This is a genomic window from Nonomuraea sp. NPDC002799, from assembly GCF_053592075.1.
This window is the reverse complement of sequence record NZ_JBSFVA010000016.1, coordinates 124,999-142,813: the sequence shown is the minus strand read 5'-3', so window position 1 is coordinate 142,813 and position 17,815 is coordinate 124,999. Positions and strand designations below refer to the sequence as shown.

Here is a 17,815-nt window from a genome sequence, read left to right as displayed (position 1 = left end):
CTCCCCATGGACGTGGACATCTGGGCCTGGGTCGGCGATACCCAGCAGCAGCTTTCCGAGGCGGGCAATGTCGGCCTCGCCATGGCGCTGGGAGACCTACCCGCACAGGCCTATGAGGGCCGTTACCCGCAGCTCGACGTCATGGCCCCGGCTATCGCGCAGCAGGCCGAGACCTTGGAGCTGCCCTGGCTCGAGTTCTACACCCGCTACTGGCACCTGGTCGGCCGTGTGGGCGACCGGGCGCAGGGCGCGGTCGCGATCGACGACGCGCAGCAGTTGCTGACGTTCGCCCAGCGCGAAGACGTCCGTGAGTGCCCCGCCGCTCCGGCGGCGGTCGAGGCGCTCGCCATCACCTGGGCCAACACCGACGGCCCCGGCTACGCCAGTGAGCGCCTGGAGACATTGGGCGCCGCCCTTGAGGGCATGAGCCCTGACAAGCCCGCCTTCGGCGGCCTGGTGACGCAGTATGTCGCCGCCCTGGTCGACGCGGGCAAGCCGGGCGAGGCCGTGAGCTACGCCGAGTCCGCCGTCGAGCGGCTGCGGGGCGCGGGCCGCGAGGCGAGCTGGGAGCTCGGCGCCGAGAGCGCCCGCGCGCTGCTCGCCGCCGGCCGCGCCGCTGACGCGCTCGACGCGCTGCAGGCCGCGGCCGGGTTCCAGGCCGACGACCCGGTGGCCAAGGAGCACCGCGACGGCGTGCGGCGGGCCCTGATCCTGGCCACGCTCGACCGCACCGCCGAGGCCGTCGACGCGCTGCCCGACCTCGACGTGGTCGGCGAGCACCCGCGGGTGTTCGTCGAGTGGTCGCAGGCGGTGGCCAAGCTGGCGAGCTCCTCGCAGATCACCAACACCTGGCAGCTCGGCCGCGTGCTCCGCCAGTGGATGGACTATTTCGGCATGATGGGCGGCTACCGCGCCCGGGTCGACCTCGCGCTGGTCGCCGGCGAGCTGGCCCTCGCCCGGCAGGGCGTGTGGCAGGCCAGGCTGCTGGCCGACGTCGCCGAGTCCGGCGCCGCCGAGCTGCGCGGTGAGGCGCCGGCCGCGCGCATCGCCGAGCTGCGCGCCGCCGCCGACGCCGCCACCGAGGCCGCGCCCCCCGGCCCGCTGGAGGAGCGCGTCGGCCTCTTCGACGCGGCCGACGGCTTCAACGCCGACCCGGAGAAGTGGGTGGGCTGGCTGGCGCCGCTGTCCGGCCAGGACATCGAGGCCACCCGCCGCCACACCACCACGCTCGGCTTCCTCGGCTATCCGGCCACCGGCGCCGACATCTACTGGAAGTTGCTGGTCGACTCCGGCGACATCGCCACCGCCGACAGCGATGACGTGGCCTACCTGACGACGCTGCTCATCGAGGCCCGCCAGGACGAGCGGCTGGAGCAGATGGCCGCGCTGCTGCCGCACGCCGAGCAGCACCTCGCGCTGGCCAGGCTGCACAGCGCCCGCGAGCACTGGGCGGAGACCGTCGACCACGCCGAGCACGCCGTCGCGGCCGGGGCGGGCGTCGACGCCCGCCGTCTGCTGTCCAGCGCCGCCCAGCAGGTCGACGCCAACGCCAGGGCCGCCGAGGTGCTGCTGGAGGTGCTCGACGAGCTCAGCGACGAGGATGTCTGGCGGATGATCGTCATGGCCACCTCGGCGGAGGACTGGGCGACCGTGCGCAAGGGCGCGGCCAAGATCGGCATGCCGATCCAGTCTGCGGAGGGCCCGATCGAGGAGGAGATGGGCCTCATCAGGGTCATCCTCCCCGCGCCCGACGGCGGCCAGCGGCAGGTGTTGTCGATCCGCACCGGCCCGGCCACCGCCCGGCTGGCCCTCCCGCAGCCGCGCGGGATGGACTACAACGCCGGCGACCTCGTCGTGTTCGACCCGCAACTCCTGGAGCCGGTGCCGGAAGACCCCCAGGAGCAGCAGAGCTTCGTGCCGCCGTTCGCCGCGGTGCGCATCCTGCGCCCTGGTGGCTACACCAGCTTCTTCTTCGACGGCGCCGCGCCGAGCGAGGAGGACTGGGCGGAGTTCACCGAGGTCATGGCCGAGCGCGGCTGGCCCATGTGGGTCTACAGCGACGAAAACTACACCGTCACCCATCCGAGCAGCGGCGAGTCGCTGCCGGGCGTGTTCGGCTGGGTCGCGGTCCCGCCGGACGTGGCGCCCGCTGAGGTCGACGCGCTGCTCGACGACGCCACCGAGCGCTGGGTGCACCCGCTGGCCTGGCTCGACCTGGCGCGCGAGATCGACGTCGAGATCGAGCGGCACGAGCGGATCGTCAAGGAATACGGGCTCTGACATGCTGGAGCGCTTCGGTCTCGACGGCAAGGTGGCCATCGTCACCGGAGCCTCCGCCGGGCTGGGTGTGGCCTTCGCCCGGGGCCTGGCGGCGGCGGGCGCCGACGTCGTGATCGGCGCCCGGCGGATGGACCGGCTGGAGGAGACACGGCGGCTGGTCGAGGAGACCGGCCGCCGGTGCCTGGCCGTGCAGACCGACGTGTCGCTGCCGCAGGACTGCGACGCGATCGTGGCGGCGGCCGTCGAGGAGTTCGGCCACGTCGACGTGCTGATCAACAACGCGGGCATCGGCGCCGCCGTGCCCGCGCTGCGGGAGACGCCCGAGGAGTTCCGGCAGGTCATCGAGATCAACCTGCACGGCACCTACTGGATGGCGCAGGCCTGCGCGCGGGTGATGCGCCCCGGCTCGTCGATCGTCAACATCGGCAGCGTGCTCGGCGAGACCACGGCCGGGCTGCCGCAGGCCGCCTACAGCGCGTCCAAGGCGGCGGTGCTCGGGCTCACCCGTGACCTGGCCCAGCAGTGGACCGGGCGGCGCGGGATCCGGGTCAACTGCCTGGAGCCGGGCTTCTTCTCCTCGGAGATGACCGAGCAGTACAAAGCGGGCTACCTGGAGCAGATGACGCAGTCGCGGGTGGTCATGGGGCGGCCCGGCGATCCCGCCGAGCTGGTGGCGGCGGCGGTCTTCCTGGCGAGCGACGCGTCGTCGTACATCACCGGGGTGACGCTGCCGGTGGACGGCGGGATCCTGATCACCTAGCCGTCACTTCAGGAGATCGTGCTGGGCGGCGAGGTAGCCGGCGTGGAAGCGGGTCCTGGCTCCCAGGCGCTCGCACAACACCTGGACGCGGCGCTGCACCGTGCGCGGGCTGAGGCCGAGCTGCCGGGCGATGGCGTCGTCCTTCATGCCGCCCGCGAGCAGCGCCAGCACCTCCGTGTCCGCGGCCTGCGGCCACACCTCCGGCTCCAGGGCCTCCTCGGTGGCCAGGCGGAGCGGCACGGCCGCCCGCCACAACGTCTCGAACAGCCCGACCAGCGCGTCCAGCAGCGCCGACGGGTGCACCACGAGGGCGCTCTCCACGGCGCGGTCCTCGTCGGAGACCAGGGGCAGGATGGCGGTGTGGCCGTCGGCGATGGCCAGCTTGACCGGCACCTGGCCGAGCCGGGCGCGCTCGCCGTCGGCGATGGCGCGGCGTGTGTGGGCCAGCATGCCAGGCTGCTCGAACGCCTGCGCGCTGTAGATCCCGCGGGTGGGCGCTCCCTGGCGGGCCGCCCGCTGCCGGTTCTCCTGGTCGTCGCTGATGTCCACCGCGTACGGCGGATGCACCAGCACCAGCATCTCCCGGCCGGCGTTCCGTTCGAGCTGCAGATAGCGGCGGGCCACGGCGTCGCGCCCGGTCACCACCTCCAGCACCTCCTCCGGATGCGGCCCGCTGCGCTCGGCGACCTCGGTGGCCAGCAGCGCGGCGGCGGCCCTGCTGTGGGTGAGCTCCTCCTGGCGGCGGGCGACGAGGATGTCGATGGCGACGTTGGGCGGTGTGGCGACCAGCCGCAGCGGCCGGCCCGCCACCCGGGAGATCAGCCCGAGATCCTCCAGCCGGGGCAACATGCGGCGGATGGCCGCCGCCGACGAGCCGGTCTCGGTGGCGAGCCGACTCAGCGTGGCGGGCCCGTGCCGGAGCAGCGCGCGGTAGGCGCCTTCCTCGGCGACGGTGACGCCGAGACCCTCAAGTAAGCGCCGCTGCGCCATGTCGCCTCTTTCTGACCTGCCATGATCCGGATTCAGCGTACGGGGGGCCGCGTCCGGCGGTCCACCACGGGGTGCCCGCGCTCTTGTTCCTCGATGGGCGGAGCTTTATGGTCGTTGCGTAGTCCGGTGTGTGTTGCGTATTAAGGAACAACCGGAGGCATCATGAGTCGGCCCCGTCTGGTGATCGTGGGGGCGGGGATCGTGGGCTGCGCCCTCGCCGACGAGCTCGCCGAGCGGGGGTGGAGCGACGTCACCGTCGTCGACCAGGGCCCGCTCTTCGCGGCCGGAGGCTCCAGCTCCCACGCGCCCGGCCTCGTCTTCCAGACCAACCCGTCGAAGACGATGACCGAGTTCGCCGCCTACACCGTCGCCAAGTACACCGGCCTCGGCGCGGAGTGTTTCCGCCAGGTCGGCGGCCTGGAGGTGGCCACCACCGAGGAGCGCCTGACCGACCTGCGCCGCAGGCACGGCTGGGCCGAGTCGTGGGGGGTACCGGGCAGCCTGCTCGACCCCGGCGAGTGCGCGGCGTTGTGGCCGCTGCTCGACCGGGACAAGGTGCTCGGCGGCTTCCACGTGCCGGGCGACGGCCTGGCGGCGGCGGTCGCGTGCGGGCGGGCGCAGGCGGCGCGGGCCACCGAGCGCGGGGCCAGGTTCCTGCCGGGGCACACGGTGGTGGGCATCGACCAGCGGGGCGGCCGGGTCACCGGCGTCGCGGTCGTGACCTCGGGCGAATACCGGACGATCCCCGCCGACGTGGTGGTCTGCGCGGCCGGCTTCTGGGGCCCCTCGATCGGGAAGATGGCCGGGCTGACCGTGCCGCTGCTGCCGCTGGCCCACCAGTACGCCAAGTCCGGCCCCCTGGCGCCCCAGCCGGAGGGCCCGATCCTCCGTCACCAGGACCGCGACCTGTACTTCCGCCGGCACGGCGACCGCGTCGGCATCGGCTCCTACGCCCACCGCCCCATGCCGGTAGCCCAGGCCGAGATCGGCCCCAAAAGCACCACGATGCCGTCGGTGCAGGCGTTCACCGAGGACGACTTCGAGCCTGCCTGGCGCGACGCGGTCGAGCTGCTGCCCGCGCTCGGCGAGTCCAAGTACGAGGACGGCATCAACGGGATCTTCTCCTTCACCCCCGACGGCTTCCCGCTGATCGGCGAGGCGCCGCACCTCGACGGGTTCTGGGTGGCCGAGGCCGTCTGGGTGACGCACTCGGCCGGGGTGGCGCGGGCGCTGGCCGAGGTGCTCGTGGACGGGCGGTCGAGGATCGACCTGCACGAGTGCGAGCTCAACCGGTTCGAGCAGGCCCAGCTCTCGCCCGCGTTCGTCGAGGAGCGCGGCAAGCAGAACTTCGTCGAGGTCTACGACGTCATCCATCCGCTGCAGCCGATGGAGTCGCCGCGGCCGCTGCGGACGAGCCCGTTCCATCCGCGGCAGCGGGAGCTGGGGGCGTTCTTCCTGGAGGGGGCGGGGTGGGAGCGGCCGCACTGGTTCGAGGCGAACGTGTTGCTGCTGGAGGATCTCGTCCGGCGGCGCAGGGCCGAGTTCGCCGACGTTCCCGAAGAGGCGCGGGGCATGGCCGTCGAGCCGTTCCTCGGCACGGCGGCGCAGCGGGGTGAGTGGGCCTCGCGTTACTGGTCGCCGGTCGCGGCCGCCGAGTCCTACGCGACCAGGGAGCAGGTCGCGCTCTACGACATGACCCCGCTCAAGCGGATCGAGGTCAGCGGGCCCGGCTCGGTGGCGTTCCTGCAGCGCATGACCACGAACAACGTCGACAAGAAACCCGGCTCCGTCACGTACACGCTGCTGCTGGACCAGGGGGGCGGCGTCCGCTCCGACCTCACGGTGGCGCGGGTGGCCGAGGACGTGTTCCAGGTCGGCGCGAACGGCAACCTGGACCTCGACTGGCTGTCCAGGCACGCCTCCGGCGGGGTGCGGGTGCGTGACCTGACGCCGGGCACCTGCTGTGTGGGCGTGTGGGGGCCGCGGGCCAGGGAGCTGGTGCAGGGGCTCACGGACATGGACATGTCACACGAGGGCTTCCGCTACTTCAGTTGCCGGTCCGGATATATCGGGCATGTGCCGGTGCTCGCCCTGCGGGTCTCGTACGTGGGCGAGCTCGGCTGGGAGCTCTACACCAGCGCCGACCTGGGGCTCAAGCTCTGGGACACGCTGTGGTCGGCGGGGTCGCCGGTGGCCGGGGGCCGGGCCGCGTTCAACAGCCTGCGGCTGGAGAAGGGGTATCGGCTCTGGGGCGTGGACATGACGACCGAGCACAACCCGTACGAGGCCGGGCTGGCCTTCGCCGTCAAGGCGGACAAGGACTTCATCGGCCGCGACGCCCTGCCCGCCGCGCCCGCCGACATCACGCGCAAGCTCGTGCCGCTGCTCTGCACCGAGGTGGTCATGGGCAAGGAGCCGGTCCGGCACGGGGGACGCACGGTCGGGTACGTCACCAGCGCGGCCTACGGCCACACCATCCACCGCCCCATCGCCTACGCCTGGTTGCCGATCGACCTGGCCCAACCCGGGACGCATATCGACATTTCATACTTCGGCCGCCGGGTTCCCGCGCAAGTCGCCGCAGAGCCCCTGTTCGACCCCGGGATGGAGAAGATCAGACGTTGACCCACCCCGACTTCCTCTGGCGCAACCCCGACCCCGAACCGGCCTACGACGTGGTGATCGTGGGCGGCGGCGGCCACGGCCTGGCGACCGCCTACTACCTGGCCAGGAACCACGGCCTGACCAACGTCGCCGTCCTGGAGAAGGGCTGGCTGGCCGGCGGGAACATGGCCCGCAACACCACGATCATCCGCTCCAACTACCTGTGGGACGAGAGCGCCGCGATCTACGAGCACTCGCTGAAGTTGTGGGAGGGGCTGAGCGCGGAGCTCGACTACGACCTGAGCTTCAGCCAGCGCGGCGTGCTCAACCTGGCGCACAACCTGAGCGACGTGCGCGAGGGCCGCAGAAGGGTCAACGCCAACCGGCTGAACGGCGTGGACGCCGAATGGCTGGACGCCGACGAGGTCAAGAAGTTCTGCCCGGTCATCAACGTCTCCGCCGGCGCCCGCTATCCGGTCATGGGTGCCACGCTGCAACGCCGGGCGGGCATCGCCAAGCACGATCACGTGGCGTGGGCGCTGGCCCGCAAGGCGGACGCGTACGGGATCGACCTGATCCAGGGCTGCGAGGTCACCGGATTCCAGCTCAGCGGCGGCCGGGTGACGGGCGTGACGACCTCGCGCGGGCCGATCGCGGCGGGAAAGGTGGCGCTCGCCTCGGCCGGGCACACCTCCGTGCTCGCCGAGCGGGCCGGGCTCCGGCTGCCGCTGCAGTCGCATCCCCTCCAGGCGCTGGTGTCGGAGCTGCTGGAGCCGGTGCTCGACTGCGTGGTCATGTCGAACGCCGTGCACGTGTACGTCAGCCAGGCCCACAAGGGCGAGCTGGTCATGGGGGCGGGCATCGACGCCTACAACTCCTACGGGCAGCGCGGCGGCGTGCACGTCATCGAGGCGCAGATGGCGGCGGCGCTGGAGCTGTTCCCGATCTTCAGCCGGGTGCGCGTGCTGCGGACGTGGGCCGGGATCGTGGACGTCTCACCCGACGCCTCGCCCATCATCGGACCGACCCCCGTGGCGGGCCTCTACGTCAACGCGGGCTGGGGCACCGGCGGGTTCAAGGCCACCCCCGGCTCCGGCTGGGTCTACGCCCACACGCTCGCCTGTGATCGGCCGCATCCGCTGGCGGAGCCGTTCGGACTGGACCGGTTCACCACGGGAGCGCTCATCGACGAGCACGGCGCGGCGGCGGTGGCGCACTGATGTTGCTGATCGACTGCCCGCACTGCGGCCCCCGCGACGAGAACGAGTTCTGCTACGGCGGCCAGGCCGGGATCGCCTACCCCACGCGCGAGCTGCCCGACGAGGAGTGGGCCGCGTACGTGTTCCTGCGCGACAACCCCAAGGGCTGGTTCCACGAGCGCTGGTTCCACGTGCACGGCTGCCGGACCTGGTTCGCCGTCGAACGGCACACGGTCACCCACGAGATCCGGAAGGCGCCATGAGGTTCACGTTCGACGGCCGTCCGCTGCGCGGCGAGCCGGGTGACACGCTGGCCGCCGCGCTGCTGCGCAACGGCGTGCGGGTGGTGGGCCGCAGCGTCACGCTCGGGCGTCCGCGCGGCGTCTTCACCGCCGGTCCCGAGGAGCCGAACGCCCTGGTCCGGGTCGGCGCCGACCCGATGCTGGCGGCCACGACCGTGGAGCTGCGCGACGGGCTGGAGGCGTGGAGCCTGCGCGGCAAGGGCCGGGTGGACCTCGACGCGGCCGACGATCGGCGGTGCGACAAGGCGTACCTGCACGCAGACGTCCTGGTCGTCGGCGGCGGCCCCGCCGGGCTGGCCGCCGCGGTCGCGGCCGGGCGGACGGGCGCGCGGGTGATCCTCGTGGACGACCAGCCGCGGCTCGGCGGCGACCTGCTGAACGGCCGGGTCCTGCTGGACGGCGCGCCCGCGCTGGACTGGGTCGGCGGGCTGAGCATGCCCGCGCGGATCCTGACCAGGACCACGGCCGTCGGCTACTACGACCACAACTACGTGGTGGCCGTGGAGCGCCGGGCGGGCGGGGAGCGGCTCTGGCACATCAGGGCCCGCCGCGTGGTGCTGGCCACGGGGGCGCACGAGCGCTCGATCGCCTTCCCGGGCAACGACCGGCCCGGCGTGATGCTGGCCTCGGCCGCCCGCGCCTACGCCAACCGGTACGGGGTGCCGCCGGGGCGGCGGGCCGTGGTGTTCGCGTGCGCGGACTCCGGTTACGAGGCGGCTCGGGACCTGGTGGCGGCCGGGGTGACGGTGCTCGCGGTGGTGGATCCGCGCGCCGCCGGGCTGCCCGTGGACGGTGTGGAGGTGCTCACCGGCCAGGTCGTCACCGGCACCGTCGCGGACGGCGAAGGGGCGCTGGCGGGCGTCGAGGCCGGCGACCGGCGCTTCGAGGCCGACCTGCTGGCCGTCGCCGGCGGCTGGAACCCCGCCGTGCACCTGTTCAGCCAGTCGCAGGGGCGGGTCAGGTACGACGAGGGGGTGCGCGCGTTCGTGCCGGGCGTGTCGGCGCAGGCCGAGCGGTCCGCCGGGGCGTGCAGAGGTCTGTACGGGACACGCGAGGCCATCGCGGACGGCTACGCCGCCGGCGCGGAGGCGGCCGAGCTGGCACTCGGCGGCGGGCCGGCGGACACGTCCGCCTTCGAGGCGCCCGAAGGTCTTCGGGTGCCTGAGACCGGCGAGCGCGCCCTGCGGCCGCCGGCGGCGTTGTGGTCGGTGGCGGGCGCCTCCGGCGAGCCGGCCTTCGTGGACCTCCAGCGGGACGTGACCGTGGCCGACCTGACCAGGGCCACGGGCACCGGGATGCGCTCGGTGGAGCACGTCAAGCGCTACACCACCGCGGGCACCGGCGCCGACCAGGGCAAGACCTCGGGCGCCGCCGTCGTGGGCGTCATGTCCGCCCTGCTCGGCGCCGAGCCGGGCCAGGTCGGCACCACCACGTTCCGGCCTCCGTACACGCCGGTGTCCTTCGCCACCCTGGCGGGACGGGACCGCGGTGCCCTGTCCGACCCCGTCAGGACCACCGCCATGCATGACGCGCACGTCGCGCGGGGCGCGGTGTTCGAGGACGTCGGCCAGTGGAAACGCCCGTGGTACTTCCCCGAGGACGGCGAGCCGATGGAGGCGGCCGTGCGGCGCGAATGCCACGCGGCCCGCACCGGCGTGGCCGCCATGGACGCCTCCACACTCGGCAAGATCGACATCAGGGGCGCGGACGCGGGCGTGTTCCTCGACCGGATCTACACGAACCTGTACTCCACCCTGGCCGTCGGCGCCTGCCGCTACGGACTGATGTGCACGGCGGACGGGATGGTGTTCGACGACGGCACCACCACCAGGCTCGCCGAGGACCGCTTCCTGATGACCACGACCACCGGCAACGCCGCCGCCGTGCTCGACTGGCTGGAGGAGTGGCGGCAGACCGAGTGGCCGGACCTGGACGTGTCGTTCACGTCCGTCACCGACCACTGGGCGACCGTGGTCGTCGCCGGTCCTCGTGCCCGGCGCGTCCTCGCGGTCGTCGCGCCGGGCGCCGCCGAGCTGGCCTTCATGCGGTACGTGGAGTGCGACGTGCTCGGTGTGCCCGGGCGGGTGTTCCGGATCAGTTTCTCGGGCGAGCTGGCGTACGAGGTGAACGTGCCGTGGCCGTACGGCAGGGCGGTGTGGGCGGCGGTGCTGGACCTCGGGGCGGTGCCGTACGGGACCGAGACCATGCACGTGCTGCGGGCCGAGAAGGGCTTCGCGATCGTCGGCCAGGAGACCGACGGCACCGTCACCCCGCAGGACCTCGGCATGTCGTGGATCGTCTCCAAGCGCAAGCCGGACTTCGTCGGCAAGCGCTCCCACGCCCGGCCCGACACCGCGAAGGACGGCCGCAAACGCCTGGTCGGCCTGCTGCCCGACGACCCGTCGGCGCTGGTGGAGGAGGGCGCGCAGCTCCTCGCGGCGGGTGACCTGCCGATGATCGGCCACGTCACCTCCAGCTACGCCAGTGCCGCGCTGGGCCGGACGTTCAGCCTGGCCCTGGCCAGGAACGTGACGCCCGGGGATCGGCTCACGGCGGTGTCCGGGGGAGGGCGGCACGCCGTGACCGTCGTGGAGCCGGTCTTCTACGATCCGGAGAACGCCCGCCGCGACGGCGAGCCTCTGACCGCGCCGCCCGCCCCCTGGACGGGGGCGTGCCGGGCGGAGAGTCCGGCCGCGGCCTTCGCCGCCCGGTTCTCCGCCGTGGGCGGCCCGTCGGTACGCCTGCGCGAGGTGGCGTTCGAGCCCATGTGGGAGGTACGGGGCAACGACCCGGGTATGGGGCTGCGACTGGGACCGTCTTGGTGGCTCATTTCCGGAAATGTCGCCCCCGGGCCTGGATGGGTGGACGTGTCGGGCCAGCGGACGATCCTGGAGCTCTCCGGCCCGTCCGCGTACGAGATCCTGATCACCGGCTGTCCCATCGACCTGCACCCGTCGGCGTTCCCCGGCCACGCCCAGACCCTGCTGGCCAAGACGCCGGTCCTCCTGGAGCGGCGGGACGCCGACGTCTTCCGCGTCTACGTCAGGTCATCGTTCACGAAATATCTGGCAGAGTGGCTTCTCGACGCGATCTTGGCGTTATAGGACCATTTTTGGGCACTGGCTATACCTAGACTTTACGAAAACCGAGGTCTGGGGGTACACGTGCGGGTTCGGGCGTTTATGGCCGGTCTGGCCGCCATCACGATGTTGGCCGGCTGTGGCGAACTCGACGCGCAGTCGACCAGCCCCAAGACGTCGAAGTCGTCGAAGTCCGACACCGCGTCGGTCTCCGACGCCCGCAAGAAGCTCAAAGAGCTCACCGTCAAGGGTCGCGCCGCGAAGACCGGCTTCGACCGCGACGAGTTCGGCCCCGCCTGGTCCGACGTGGACCACAACGGCTGCGACACCCGCAACGACATCCTCAAGCGCGACCTGGACGACGAGAAGTTCAAGGCCGGAACCCACGACTGCATCGTCCTGAGCGGCACACTCAAAGACCCGTACAGCGGCAAGACCATCGACTTCAAGCGCGGTCAGGACACCAGCATGGACGTCCAGATCGATCACCTGATCCCGCTGTCGGACGCCTGGCAGAAGGGCGCGCAGCAGTGGTCGGAGACCGAGCGCAAGGAGTTCGCGAATGACCCGTTGAACCTGATGGCGGTGGACGGCCCGCTCAACGGCCAGAAGAGCGACTCCGACGCCGCCACCTGGTTGCCGCCGCGCAAGGCGTACCGCTGCGCCTACATCGCCCGCCAGATCGACGTGAAGACGAAGTACAAGGTCTGGGTGACCTCGGCGGAGAAGGACGCGATGGAGACCGTCCTGGAGAGTTGCTGACGGCGCGGATGAGCGCCTCCGCCCTCGGCGCCGTGAGGGCAGGACGCGGGCCTGCCCTCACGGCGCGGATCAGTCGTCGTCGCCGCTGTCGTCGTCCGTGCCGGCCTGCTTCGTCTCGCGGTCGGTGACCGCGCTCGTGGCGGCGTCCACGTTCAGCTCGTGCTGCTGCGTGCCGTTGGTGAGCTCGACCTCCCACACGTCCGGCTGCGTGCCGCGCCGGTCGTAGTCGAGCTCGCTGACCCAGGACCCCGGCACCTCCTTGAGCGCGACCTGAACGGCCTGCTCCGCCGTGACCTTGGGCGCCACCGCCGTGGGGGAGGTGGCAGCGGGCGCGGAGGGGGAGGGGGAAGGGGCGGCGGCCGCGTAGGCGACGCCTCCGCCCGCGACGGGTACGACGAACCCGGCACCGGCCACGATGATTCTCTTTGAGATCTGCATGACCTCACGACACCGCGAATGCCGGTAACCGCGCGCTAAGCCGTGGTTAAGGTCACCTTCAGCGAGCCCGTCCGTTCCCGAAGAACAGACAGACGGCAGCCGCTCGGTTACCCTCCGGGTATGTCCGACGATGACGACGAAGCCCCGCCCGTCTGCGGCACCTGCCTGGGAGCGCAGGGCGAGTGGATGGAGCTGAACGGCAAGCAGGACCGGCAGAGCAGGTGGGTGCCCTGCGGCACCTGCGGCGGGTCGGGCCGGGCGTGACCGACGACATCGCCTGCCCCCAGTGCGAAGGCCGGCGCGGCGAGCTGCTCGGCAAACTGTTCCTCGCCTGCACCTTCTGCGGCGGGCTCGGCTGGGTCGGCGGCGACAACGAGCCCGCCCGGCACCAGGCGAAGCCGCCCCCGCAAAGCGCCGTCAACCACCCGGTGTGGAACGACCCGTGGATCGCGGCCATGATCGACTGCCGCTACTGCCTCGGCTCCCGGCGGATGGCGCACATCGATGAGGATGCGGGCACGCTCATCACCGCCCCATGCCCCTGCGCCGACGACAAGCCGTCCAACAACAAAGGCCCGGGAGCACCACCCCGCGTATGACGCGCTGCCGTTGGGCCCGCCGACCCAGGGGAAGTTTCTTCAAGATTTCTAAGAAACCCTACAGATCTGATCTCACTCTCGGCGTAGCGTCGACAACACACAGCTACCGACGCTGGAAGGCGCTCCCATGGCGAGCACAGAGAAGATCGACGAAGCGCGGCGGGCGGTCGCGAACCGCCTCAAGGAAATGCGGGCCGGCGCCACCCTCGATGGAGGGAAGCTGACCGGCGAACGCCTCGCCGAGCTCATGGGCTGGGAAGGACGCAAGGCCCGCATCTCGAAGATCGAGAACGGCACTCAGCTTCCGAGCGTGGAAGACATCCGCGCTTGGGCGACCGCATGCGGCGCCGAGCAGGAGATCCCCGACCTGATCGCCCAAGTCCGCGACATCGACAGCATGTACACGGAATGGCGGCGCCTGGAACGAACTGGGCTCGGCCAGATCCAAGAGGCGTTCCTCGGCCTCTACGAGCGCACCACCCAGCTCCGCGTGTGGCAGCACTCCGCGGTTCCCGGCCTCCTTCAGACGGAGGACTACGCCCGCGCCCACCTGTCCACGATCATCGAGTTTCGCGGCATCCCCGACGACCTCGACCGTGCGGTGGCGGCCCGGATGGCGCAGCAGGAGACGCTGACCGGGGCTCGCCGGTTCATGTTCCTGCTCGGCGAGCAGGCGCTCCACACGCCCATGGTCGGTTCGGCCGCGATGAACGAGCAACTCGACGTGCTCACCCGCCACACCCGCGACCACGCGAACGTCTCGCTCGGCATCCTGCCCGGCAATGTACGGCCGCCGGTGATGCCGCCGGAGAACTTCTGGCTGTACGACACGGCGGAGGTTCGCGTGGACGGGGTGGCCGCGCAGTTCCGGATCAAGAAGCCGGACGACATCGCCGTCTACGAGAAGGCGTTCGGCGCGCTCGCGGAGGTGTGCGCGTACGGGGAGGCGGCCCGAACGCGGATCGACGCCGCCCGTCCTGATCTTTAAGAAACTTCACGAAACTTCGTTGAGCTGCCACAGCGCGGCTCTCTAGCGTTTGAGGCGAACCCACCTCGCGGCGGCCAGACACTCGGGGACGCGCCACCCCGGCCTGGTTGCGGCGAGCAACCCACGACTTGCCTCCGTGAGCATTCGCCGTGCAACCCGACCGCATCTTCGACCTGGCGCTGACCCCCGACCATCAGCGAGAGGAACGGGAGCGCCTGCGTGCCCGTCAGCTCGACGTGCTGCGCAGCACCTATCCGGGGTGGGAGATCACCTATCGGCGAGATGCGGCCGGCGGTGAATGGTGGGATGCCGAGCTCCGGCGTGTCATCACCGAACGCATGCTCAACATCGGCGTGGTCAAGACGGTCCACCACCGGGACGCCATCGCCCTGGCGGCGACGCTGTCGTGTCAGGCCGCACTTGTGCACGCCTGCCGGACGCAGATCTGGAACACCTGACGCCGCTCGGCCGTCTGGATTCCCTGACATCAGAACGTGTTCTGCCACAAACTGTCGGCATGAGTCACCTGTCCCGGGACGAACTGCGGGCCTTCACGCTGGAATTGGTGGAGGCGCTTTCCGATGCGGCCGAGTCCGATGTCGACGCCACCACCCAGGAGGTCATCGCGGGCTGGCGAGCCACTGCCAGAATCAAGGCCCATCCCGCACACTACGCCGAGGCTCGCAAGCCCACGAGCGGCGACTTCGGGCCGGTGCAGGTGTCGGTATGAGCGCTTCCCCGCCATGCCGCGCAGCACCGCTGGCACTGGAGCCGGGTCCTAAGGCGTGGTCAGGGTCACCTCCACGCGCGCGCAGCAGCGCGCCGGACGGATGACGCGGTCCCAGGCTGACGGACATCGCGATGCCTTCGGGGGTGTGCGCGAAGACGTTGCCGAGCAGCGCGTCCACGCAGGCCGCGAGATCCTCGGCCTCCACCGCGACCGGCAGCGGCGCGGAGGGCAGGGAGAGCGACACCTCCCGGCCCTGGTCCTCGGCGAGCACCGACCAGAACCGCACCCGCTCCCGCACCACCATCGCGGCGTCGCACGTCCCGCGATCGGCCGAGCGCTGGCGGGCCTCTGTGATGACCGCGCTGACCGCCCGCTGCAGCGCGTCCACCCGGGTCTGCAGCCGGGCCGCCTCCTCGGCGTCGAGCAGCGACTCGGCGTCGAGCCGCAGGCCCGTCAGCGGGGTCCGCAGGCGATGTGACAGGTCCGCCACCGACTCCCGCTCCGCCGCCAGCAGCGCCAGCCACGCCTCCCGGACGCCCCTCATGAGCTCGGCGTCCGGCACGAACACCCTGATCACGGCCGTGCCCTCGGGCGACTGCGCCGACACCAGGACCTCGCTGCCCCCGGCGGCGGCGGTGACGCTGCGCCCGGTCGCGGCCAGGCGCACCGCGTCGGAGCGGGTCGCGTTCGCGCCGACCGTGCGCTCGCCGGGCAGCGCGCGAGGCCAAGGTCGAGTTCGAGCCGCACGAGGGCGAGGAGATCGAGCTCAAGATCGTCTGTACGGCCGGCCGGCCGGTAGCCCGCACGTCCTGACAATCACGCGGCTTCACAAGTGCGCCGCCACGGGCGATCATCGGGGCGAACCCCTCCGACAGGAAGGAACGCCGATGATCCGTCGCGCGGTCTTAGCCGTCCTCCTCGCCACCGCTGCCGTCGCCGTCGCTTCGACCCCTGCCCAGGCCCGGGTCTGCAAGATCGACCACTACTGCGTCACCACCTGGTACGAGGACGAGACCTACACCACGGTTGCCGGCGTCAAGTACGAGGGCTGCATCGGCGGCGTCTCGTGGGGCACGCGCACCGGCCACGTGACCTTCGAGGAGAACCCCTGCTGACGGCGGATCTCAGCCCTCGGCGCCGAGCGCGGTCTTCGTCAGCTCGGCCTGCCTCCTGATCTGCCCCATGATGATGGGGTTGACCCCCTTCGCCGCGAAGGTGGCGACCATCTGGTCCATGACCGCGTTCGCCCGCTCCAGATCGCCCTGCCGTGCCTCGGCCCTGGCCAGGCGGCGCATCACCAGGTTGAGGGTGATGTTGTCGATGTCGGCCTGCCTGGCCACCGAGGTCAGCAGCTCGATGCCCTGCTTGGGGTCGGGCGGCCGGACGCGCAGCCGCTTGCCCGCCGTCACCGCCTTGAACTCCCGCTCGGCGTTCAGCCCCTTGACCAGCCGGGCGTAGACGGCCAGCGGGTGCTCGCCGTACCTGTCGATCACCTCGTCCAGCGCCTCGTTGCCCGACCGCAGCGCCGGCGAGTCGGAGCCCTGCAGCGAGAACAGCTTGCCCTGCTCCTCGCCCAGCATCAGCTCGGCCACCTGGTGGTCGTCCCGGCCGACCGGGAAACGCACCCGCACCAGGCAGGAGGGGGAGACGATGCGGGAGCCGTCGGCGGCGATGTACTGGGCGCGCACCTGGTACTCGCCGGGCTGCTGGAAGTAGTGCCCGTCGCGGCCGTGCCCGATGTACGCGCTGCGGTACATGGCCGGGTTGCCGGCGTCCAGCCGGATCTCCGGCGAGGTGTCCACGCAGTGCCGCATCATCGGCCGGTACAGCACGGTCCTGCCGCCCGGCTGCGTGATCGACACCTGGGTGAACTCCGTGTCGGGGTGCAGGTGCCCGTGCGTGGAGCGCGGCTCGCCGAGGTAGGAGAGCTTGAACTCGACCACGACCGGCTCGCCGAGCTCGTACGACTCCTTGGGCCGGACCTCCAGCCGCAACCCGGAGAAGTCCTCGACCGGCAACTCGAACGGCTGGATCTCGGCCGCCCCGGTGCCGAACGCGTTCGCGCCCATGGCCACGTCACGGTAGAAGCCGTGCCGCAGGTGCGCCAGCTCCGGATCGGTGAACTGGAACGGGAACGCCGCCCAGTAGCCCTGCTCGCCGCCGGGACGGTAGTTCTGCACGTAGTTCATCCACGACAGGTCGCCGAAGCCGCCGTCCCGGCCGAGCGGCTGCGGCGGGGTGCCGAGGTTCTTCTGCCAGGAGTGCAGCAGGTTGAAGGCGTGCCCGAGCTCGTGCACGTACGTCCGGAGCTGCGCCCGCCGCGCCTGCGGCGTGTCCCCCTTGATCGCGTCGTAGAACACCGCGGACCCCTGCCGCTGGTGCCCGTCGTTGTAGTCGAACATGATCCCCCGGTAGCCGCCCACGTGCTTGCTGGCCACCAGCAGCCACACCCGCCAGGCCGGCGCGTCGCCGAACGCGCCGAACTGCTGCGTCATCGCATGGTGCAGCTCGGCGTCGTCCCACGCCAGATCGGCGCCCGATCCGTCCACCGGGATCACGCCCGGCTCGGCCAGGGTCAGCTCGATGCCCGCCTCCGCGTAGGCCGCGCTCACGCTCAGCTCCCGCACGGGCGACCCGCTCGGGCCCGGCAACGACCCGGTCGGGTACGACACGAACGGCAGGGCCCCCGTCACGGAGTCCTGCTCCAGCAGCACGCTGCGGAAGAACGGCGAGGCGAAGGCCACCTCGTACGGACGTCCCGCCAGCGTGGCGGTCCCGGAGCCGTCGGTGATCGTGACGCTCACGTCGTTCGACACCGTCTCGTAGGTGAAGATCCCCAGGCCCTCGATCCGCACCTCGTCCCCTTCGGCGTGCACGGCGGGGGAGTTGACCACGAACGAGCCCACGTAGGACGTCGTCGCGCCCACCACCGCGAACAGGTCGCCGCTCACCCGCCCGGCGGGCCGGTTGCCGTCGACGTCTACCCGGAGCGCCAGCCGCGAGTCGCCGTCCTGTCCCTGGTACAACCCGCTGATCATGGGAGCTCCCTGGGGGGTCGCTGGGGTTATACCAGGGAACACTTC

Annotated in this window: 16 protein-coding genes; 12 read left to right on the top strand and 4 right to left on the bottom strand. The window is 71.6% G+C overall.

From position 1 onward, the window contains the following. Positions 1-6: 6 nt before the first annotated feature. Entirely contained in the window at positions 7-2,280 is a 2,274-nt protein-coding gene (locus ACWD0F_RS27575; RefSeq protein WP_449880231.1) for a tetratricopeptide repeat protein, read from the top strand. A gap of 1 nt (position 2,281) precedes the next feature. Further along, complete coding sequence (locus ACWD0F_RS27570) at positions 2,282-3,040, top strand: SDR family NAD(P)-dependent oxidoreductase (protein ID WP_449880229.1); 759 nt, start codon at positions 2,282-2,284, stop codon at positions 3,038-3,040. Positions 3,041-3,043: 3 nt separating this feature from the next. Here ACWD0F_RS27570 and ACWD0F_RS27565 read toward each other — a convergent pair whose 3' ends face one another. Then, a complete protein-coding gene (locus tag ACWD0F_RS27565) occupies positions 3,044-4,030 on the bottom strand; it encodes a helix-turn-helix domain-containing protein (protein ID WP_449880227.1) in 987 nt (328 codons plus the stop codon). Between the two features lie 162 nt (positions 4,031-4,192). Here ACWD0F_RS27565 and ACWD0F_RS27560 point away from each other — a divergent pair, with 162 nt between their 5' ends. The 5 genes from ACWD0F_RS27560 to ACWD0F_RS27540 all read left to right on the top strand — a co-directional run bounded on the left by ACWD0F_RS27560 (position 4,193) and on the right by ACWD0F_RS27540 (position 11,977). Then, entirely contained in the window at positions 4,193-6,655 is a 2,463-nt protein-coding gene (locus ACWD0F_RS27560) for a GcvT family protein (RefSeq protein WP_449880226.1), read from the top strand. Next, positions 6,652-7,854: a sarcosine oxidase subunit beta family protein gene (locus ACWD0F_RS27555; protein WP_449880224.1), complete on the top strand. Its 1,203-nt coding sequence runs from the start codon at positions 6,652-6,654 to the stop codon at positions 7,852-7,854. The genes ACWD0F_RS27560 and ACWD0F_RS27555 overlap by 4 nt, the downstream gene beginning before the upstream one ends. After that, positions 7,854-8,096 carry a sarcosine oxidase subunit delta gene (locus ACWD0F_RS27550; RefSeq protein ID WP_449880222.1) on the top strand — a complete coding sequence of 81 codons (243 nt, stop codon included), beginning with the start codon at positions 7,854-7,856 and terminating at the stop codon, positions 8,094-8,096. Before ACWD0F_RS27555 ends, ACWD0F_RS27550 begins: the two co-directional genes overlap by 1 nt. Beyond that, positions 8,093-11,239: a 2Fe-2S iron-sulfur cluster-binding protein gene (locus tag ACWD0F_RS27545; protein ID WP_449880220.1), complete on the top strand. Its 3,147-nt coding sequence runs from the start codon at positions 8,093-8,095 to the stop codon at positions 11,237-11,239. Before ACWD0F_RS27550 ends, ACWD0F_RS27545 begins: the two co-directional genes overlap by 4 nt. 78 nt (positions 11,240-11,317) lie before the next feature. Beyond that, the gene (locus tag ACWD0F_RS27540; RefSeq protein WP_449880218.1) at positions 11,318-11,977 is read left to right on the top strand and encodes an HNH endonuclease family protein; all 660 of its coding nucleotides are present in this window, start codon (positions 11,318-11,320) and stop codon (positions 11,975-11,977) included. Positions 11,978-12,046: 69 nt separating this feature from the next. On the opposite strand, the gene ACWD0F_RS27535 is transcribed toward ACWD0F_RS27540, so the two are convergent. Next, positions 12,047-12,415, bottom strand: coding sequence for a PepSY domain-containing protein (locus ACWD0F_RS27535; RefSeq protein WP_449880216.1), 369 nt, complete (start codon positions 12,413-12,415; stop codon positions 12,047-12,049). Between the two features lie 120 nt (positions 12,416-12,535). On the opposite strand from ACWD0F_RS27535, the gene ACWD0F_RS27530 reads away from it, so the two are divergent. The 4 genes from ACWD0F_RS27530 (at position 12,536) to ACWD0F_RS27515 (ending at position 14,460) form a co-directional block, all read left to right on the top strand. Continuing rightward, a complete protein-coding gene (locus tag ACWD0F_RS27530; protein ID WP_449880215.1) occupies positions 12,536-12,679 on the top strand; it encodes a hypothetical protein in 144 nt (47 codons plus the stop codon). Beyond that, a complete protein-coding gene (locus ACWD0F_RS27525) occupies positions 12,676-13,014 on the top strand; it encodes a hypothetical protein (protein ID WP_449880214.1) in 339 nt (112 codons plus the stop codon). Before ACWD0F_RS27530 ends, ACWD0F_RS27525 begins: the two co-directional genes overlap by 4 nt. 127 nt (positions 13,015-13,141) lie before the next feature. Next, positions 13,142-14,002 carry a helix-turn-helix domain-containing protein gene (locus ACWD0F_RS27520; protein ID WP_449880213.1) on the top strand — a complete coding sequence of 287 codons (861 nt, stop codon included), beginning with the start codon at positions 13,142-13,144 and terminating at the stop codon, positions 14,000-14,002. A 149-nt stretch (positions 14,003-14,151) separates the two neighbouring features. Continuing rightward, positions 14,152-14,460, top strand: a complete 309-nt coding sequence (locus ACWD0F_RS27515; protein WP_449880212.1) for a hypothetical protein — start codon at positions 14,152-14,154, stop codon at positions 14,458-14,460. A 192-nt stretch (positions 14,461-14,652) separates the two neighbouring features. Here ACWD0F_RS27515 and ACWD0F_RS27510 read toward each other — a convergent pair whose 3' ends face one another. After that, positions 14,653-15,399, bottom strand: a complete 747-nt coding sequence (locus ACWD0F_RS27510) for a sensor histidine kinase (protein WP_449880210.1) — start codon at positions 15,397-15,399, stop codon at positions 14,653-14,655. A gap of 220 nt (positions 15,400-15,619) precedes the next feature. On the opposite strand from ACWD0F_RS27510, the gene ACWD0F_RS27505 reads away from it, so the two are divergent. Beyond that, entirely contained in the window at positions 15,620-15,847 is a 228-nt protein-coding gene (locus ACWD0F_RS27505; RefSeq protein WP_449880208.1) for a DUF6289 family protein, read from the top strand. A 9-nt stretch (positions 15,848-15,856) separates the two neighbouring features. Here the strand turns inward: ACWD0F_RS27505 and ACWD0F_RS27500 are convergent, their stop codons facing one another. Continuing rightward, complete coding sequence (locus tag ACWD0F_RS27500; RefSeq protein WP_449880206.1) at positions 15,857-17,770, bottom strand: hypothetical protein; 1,914 nt, start codon at positions 17,768-17,770, stop codon at positions 15,857-15,859. Positions 17,771-17,815 lie beyond the last annotated feature (45 nt).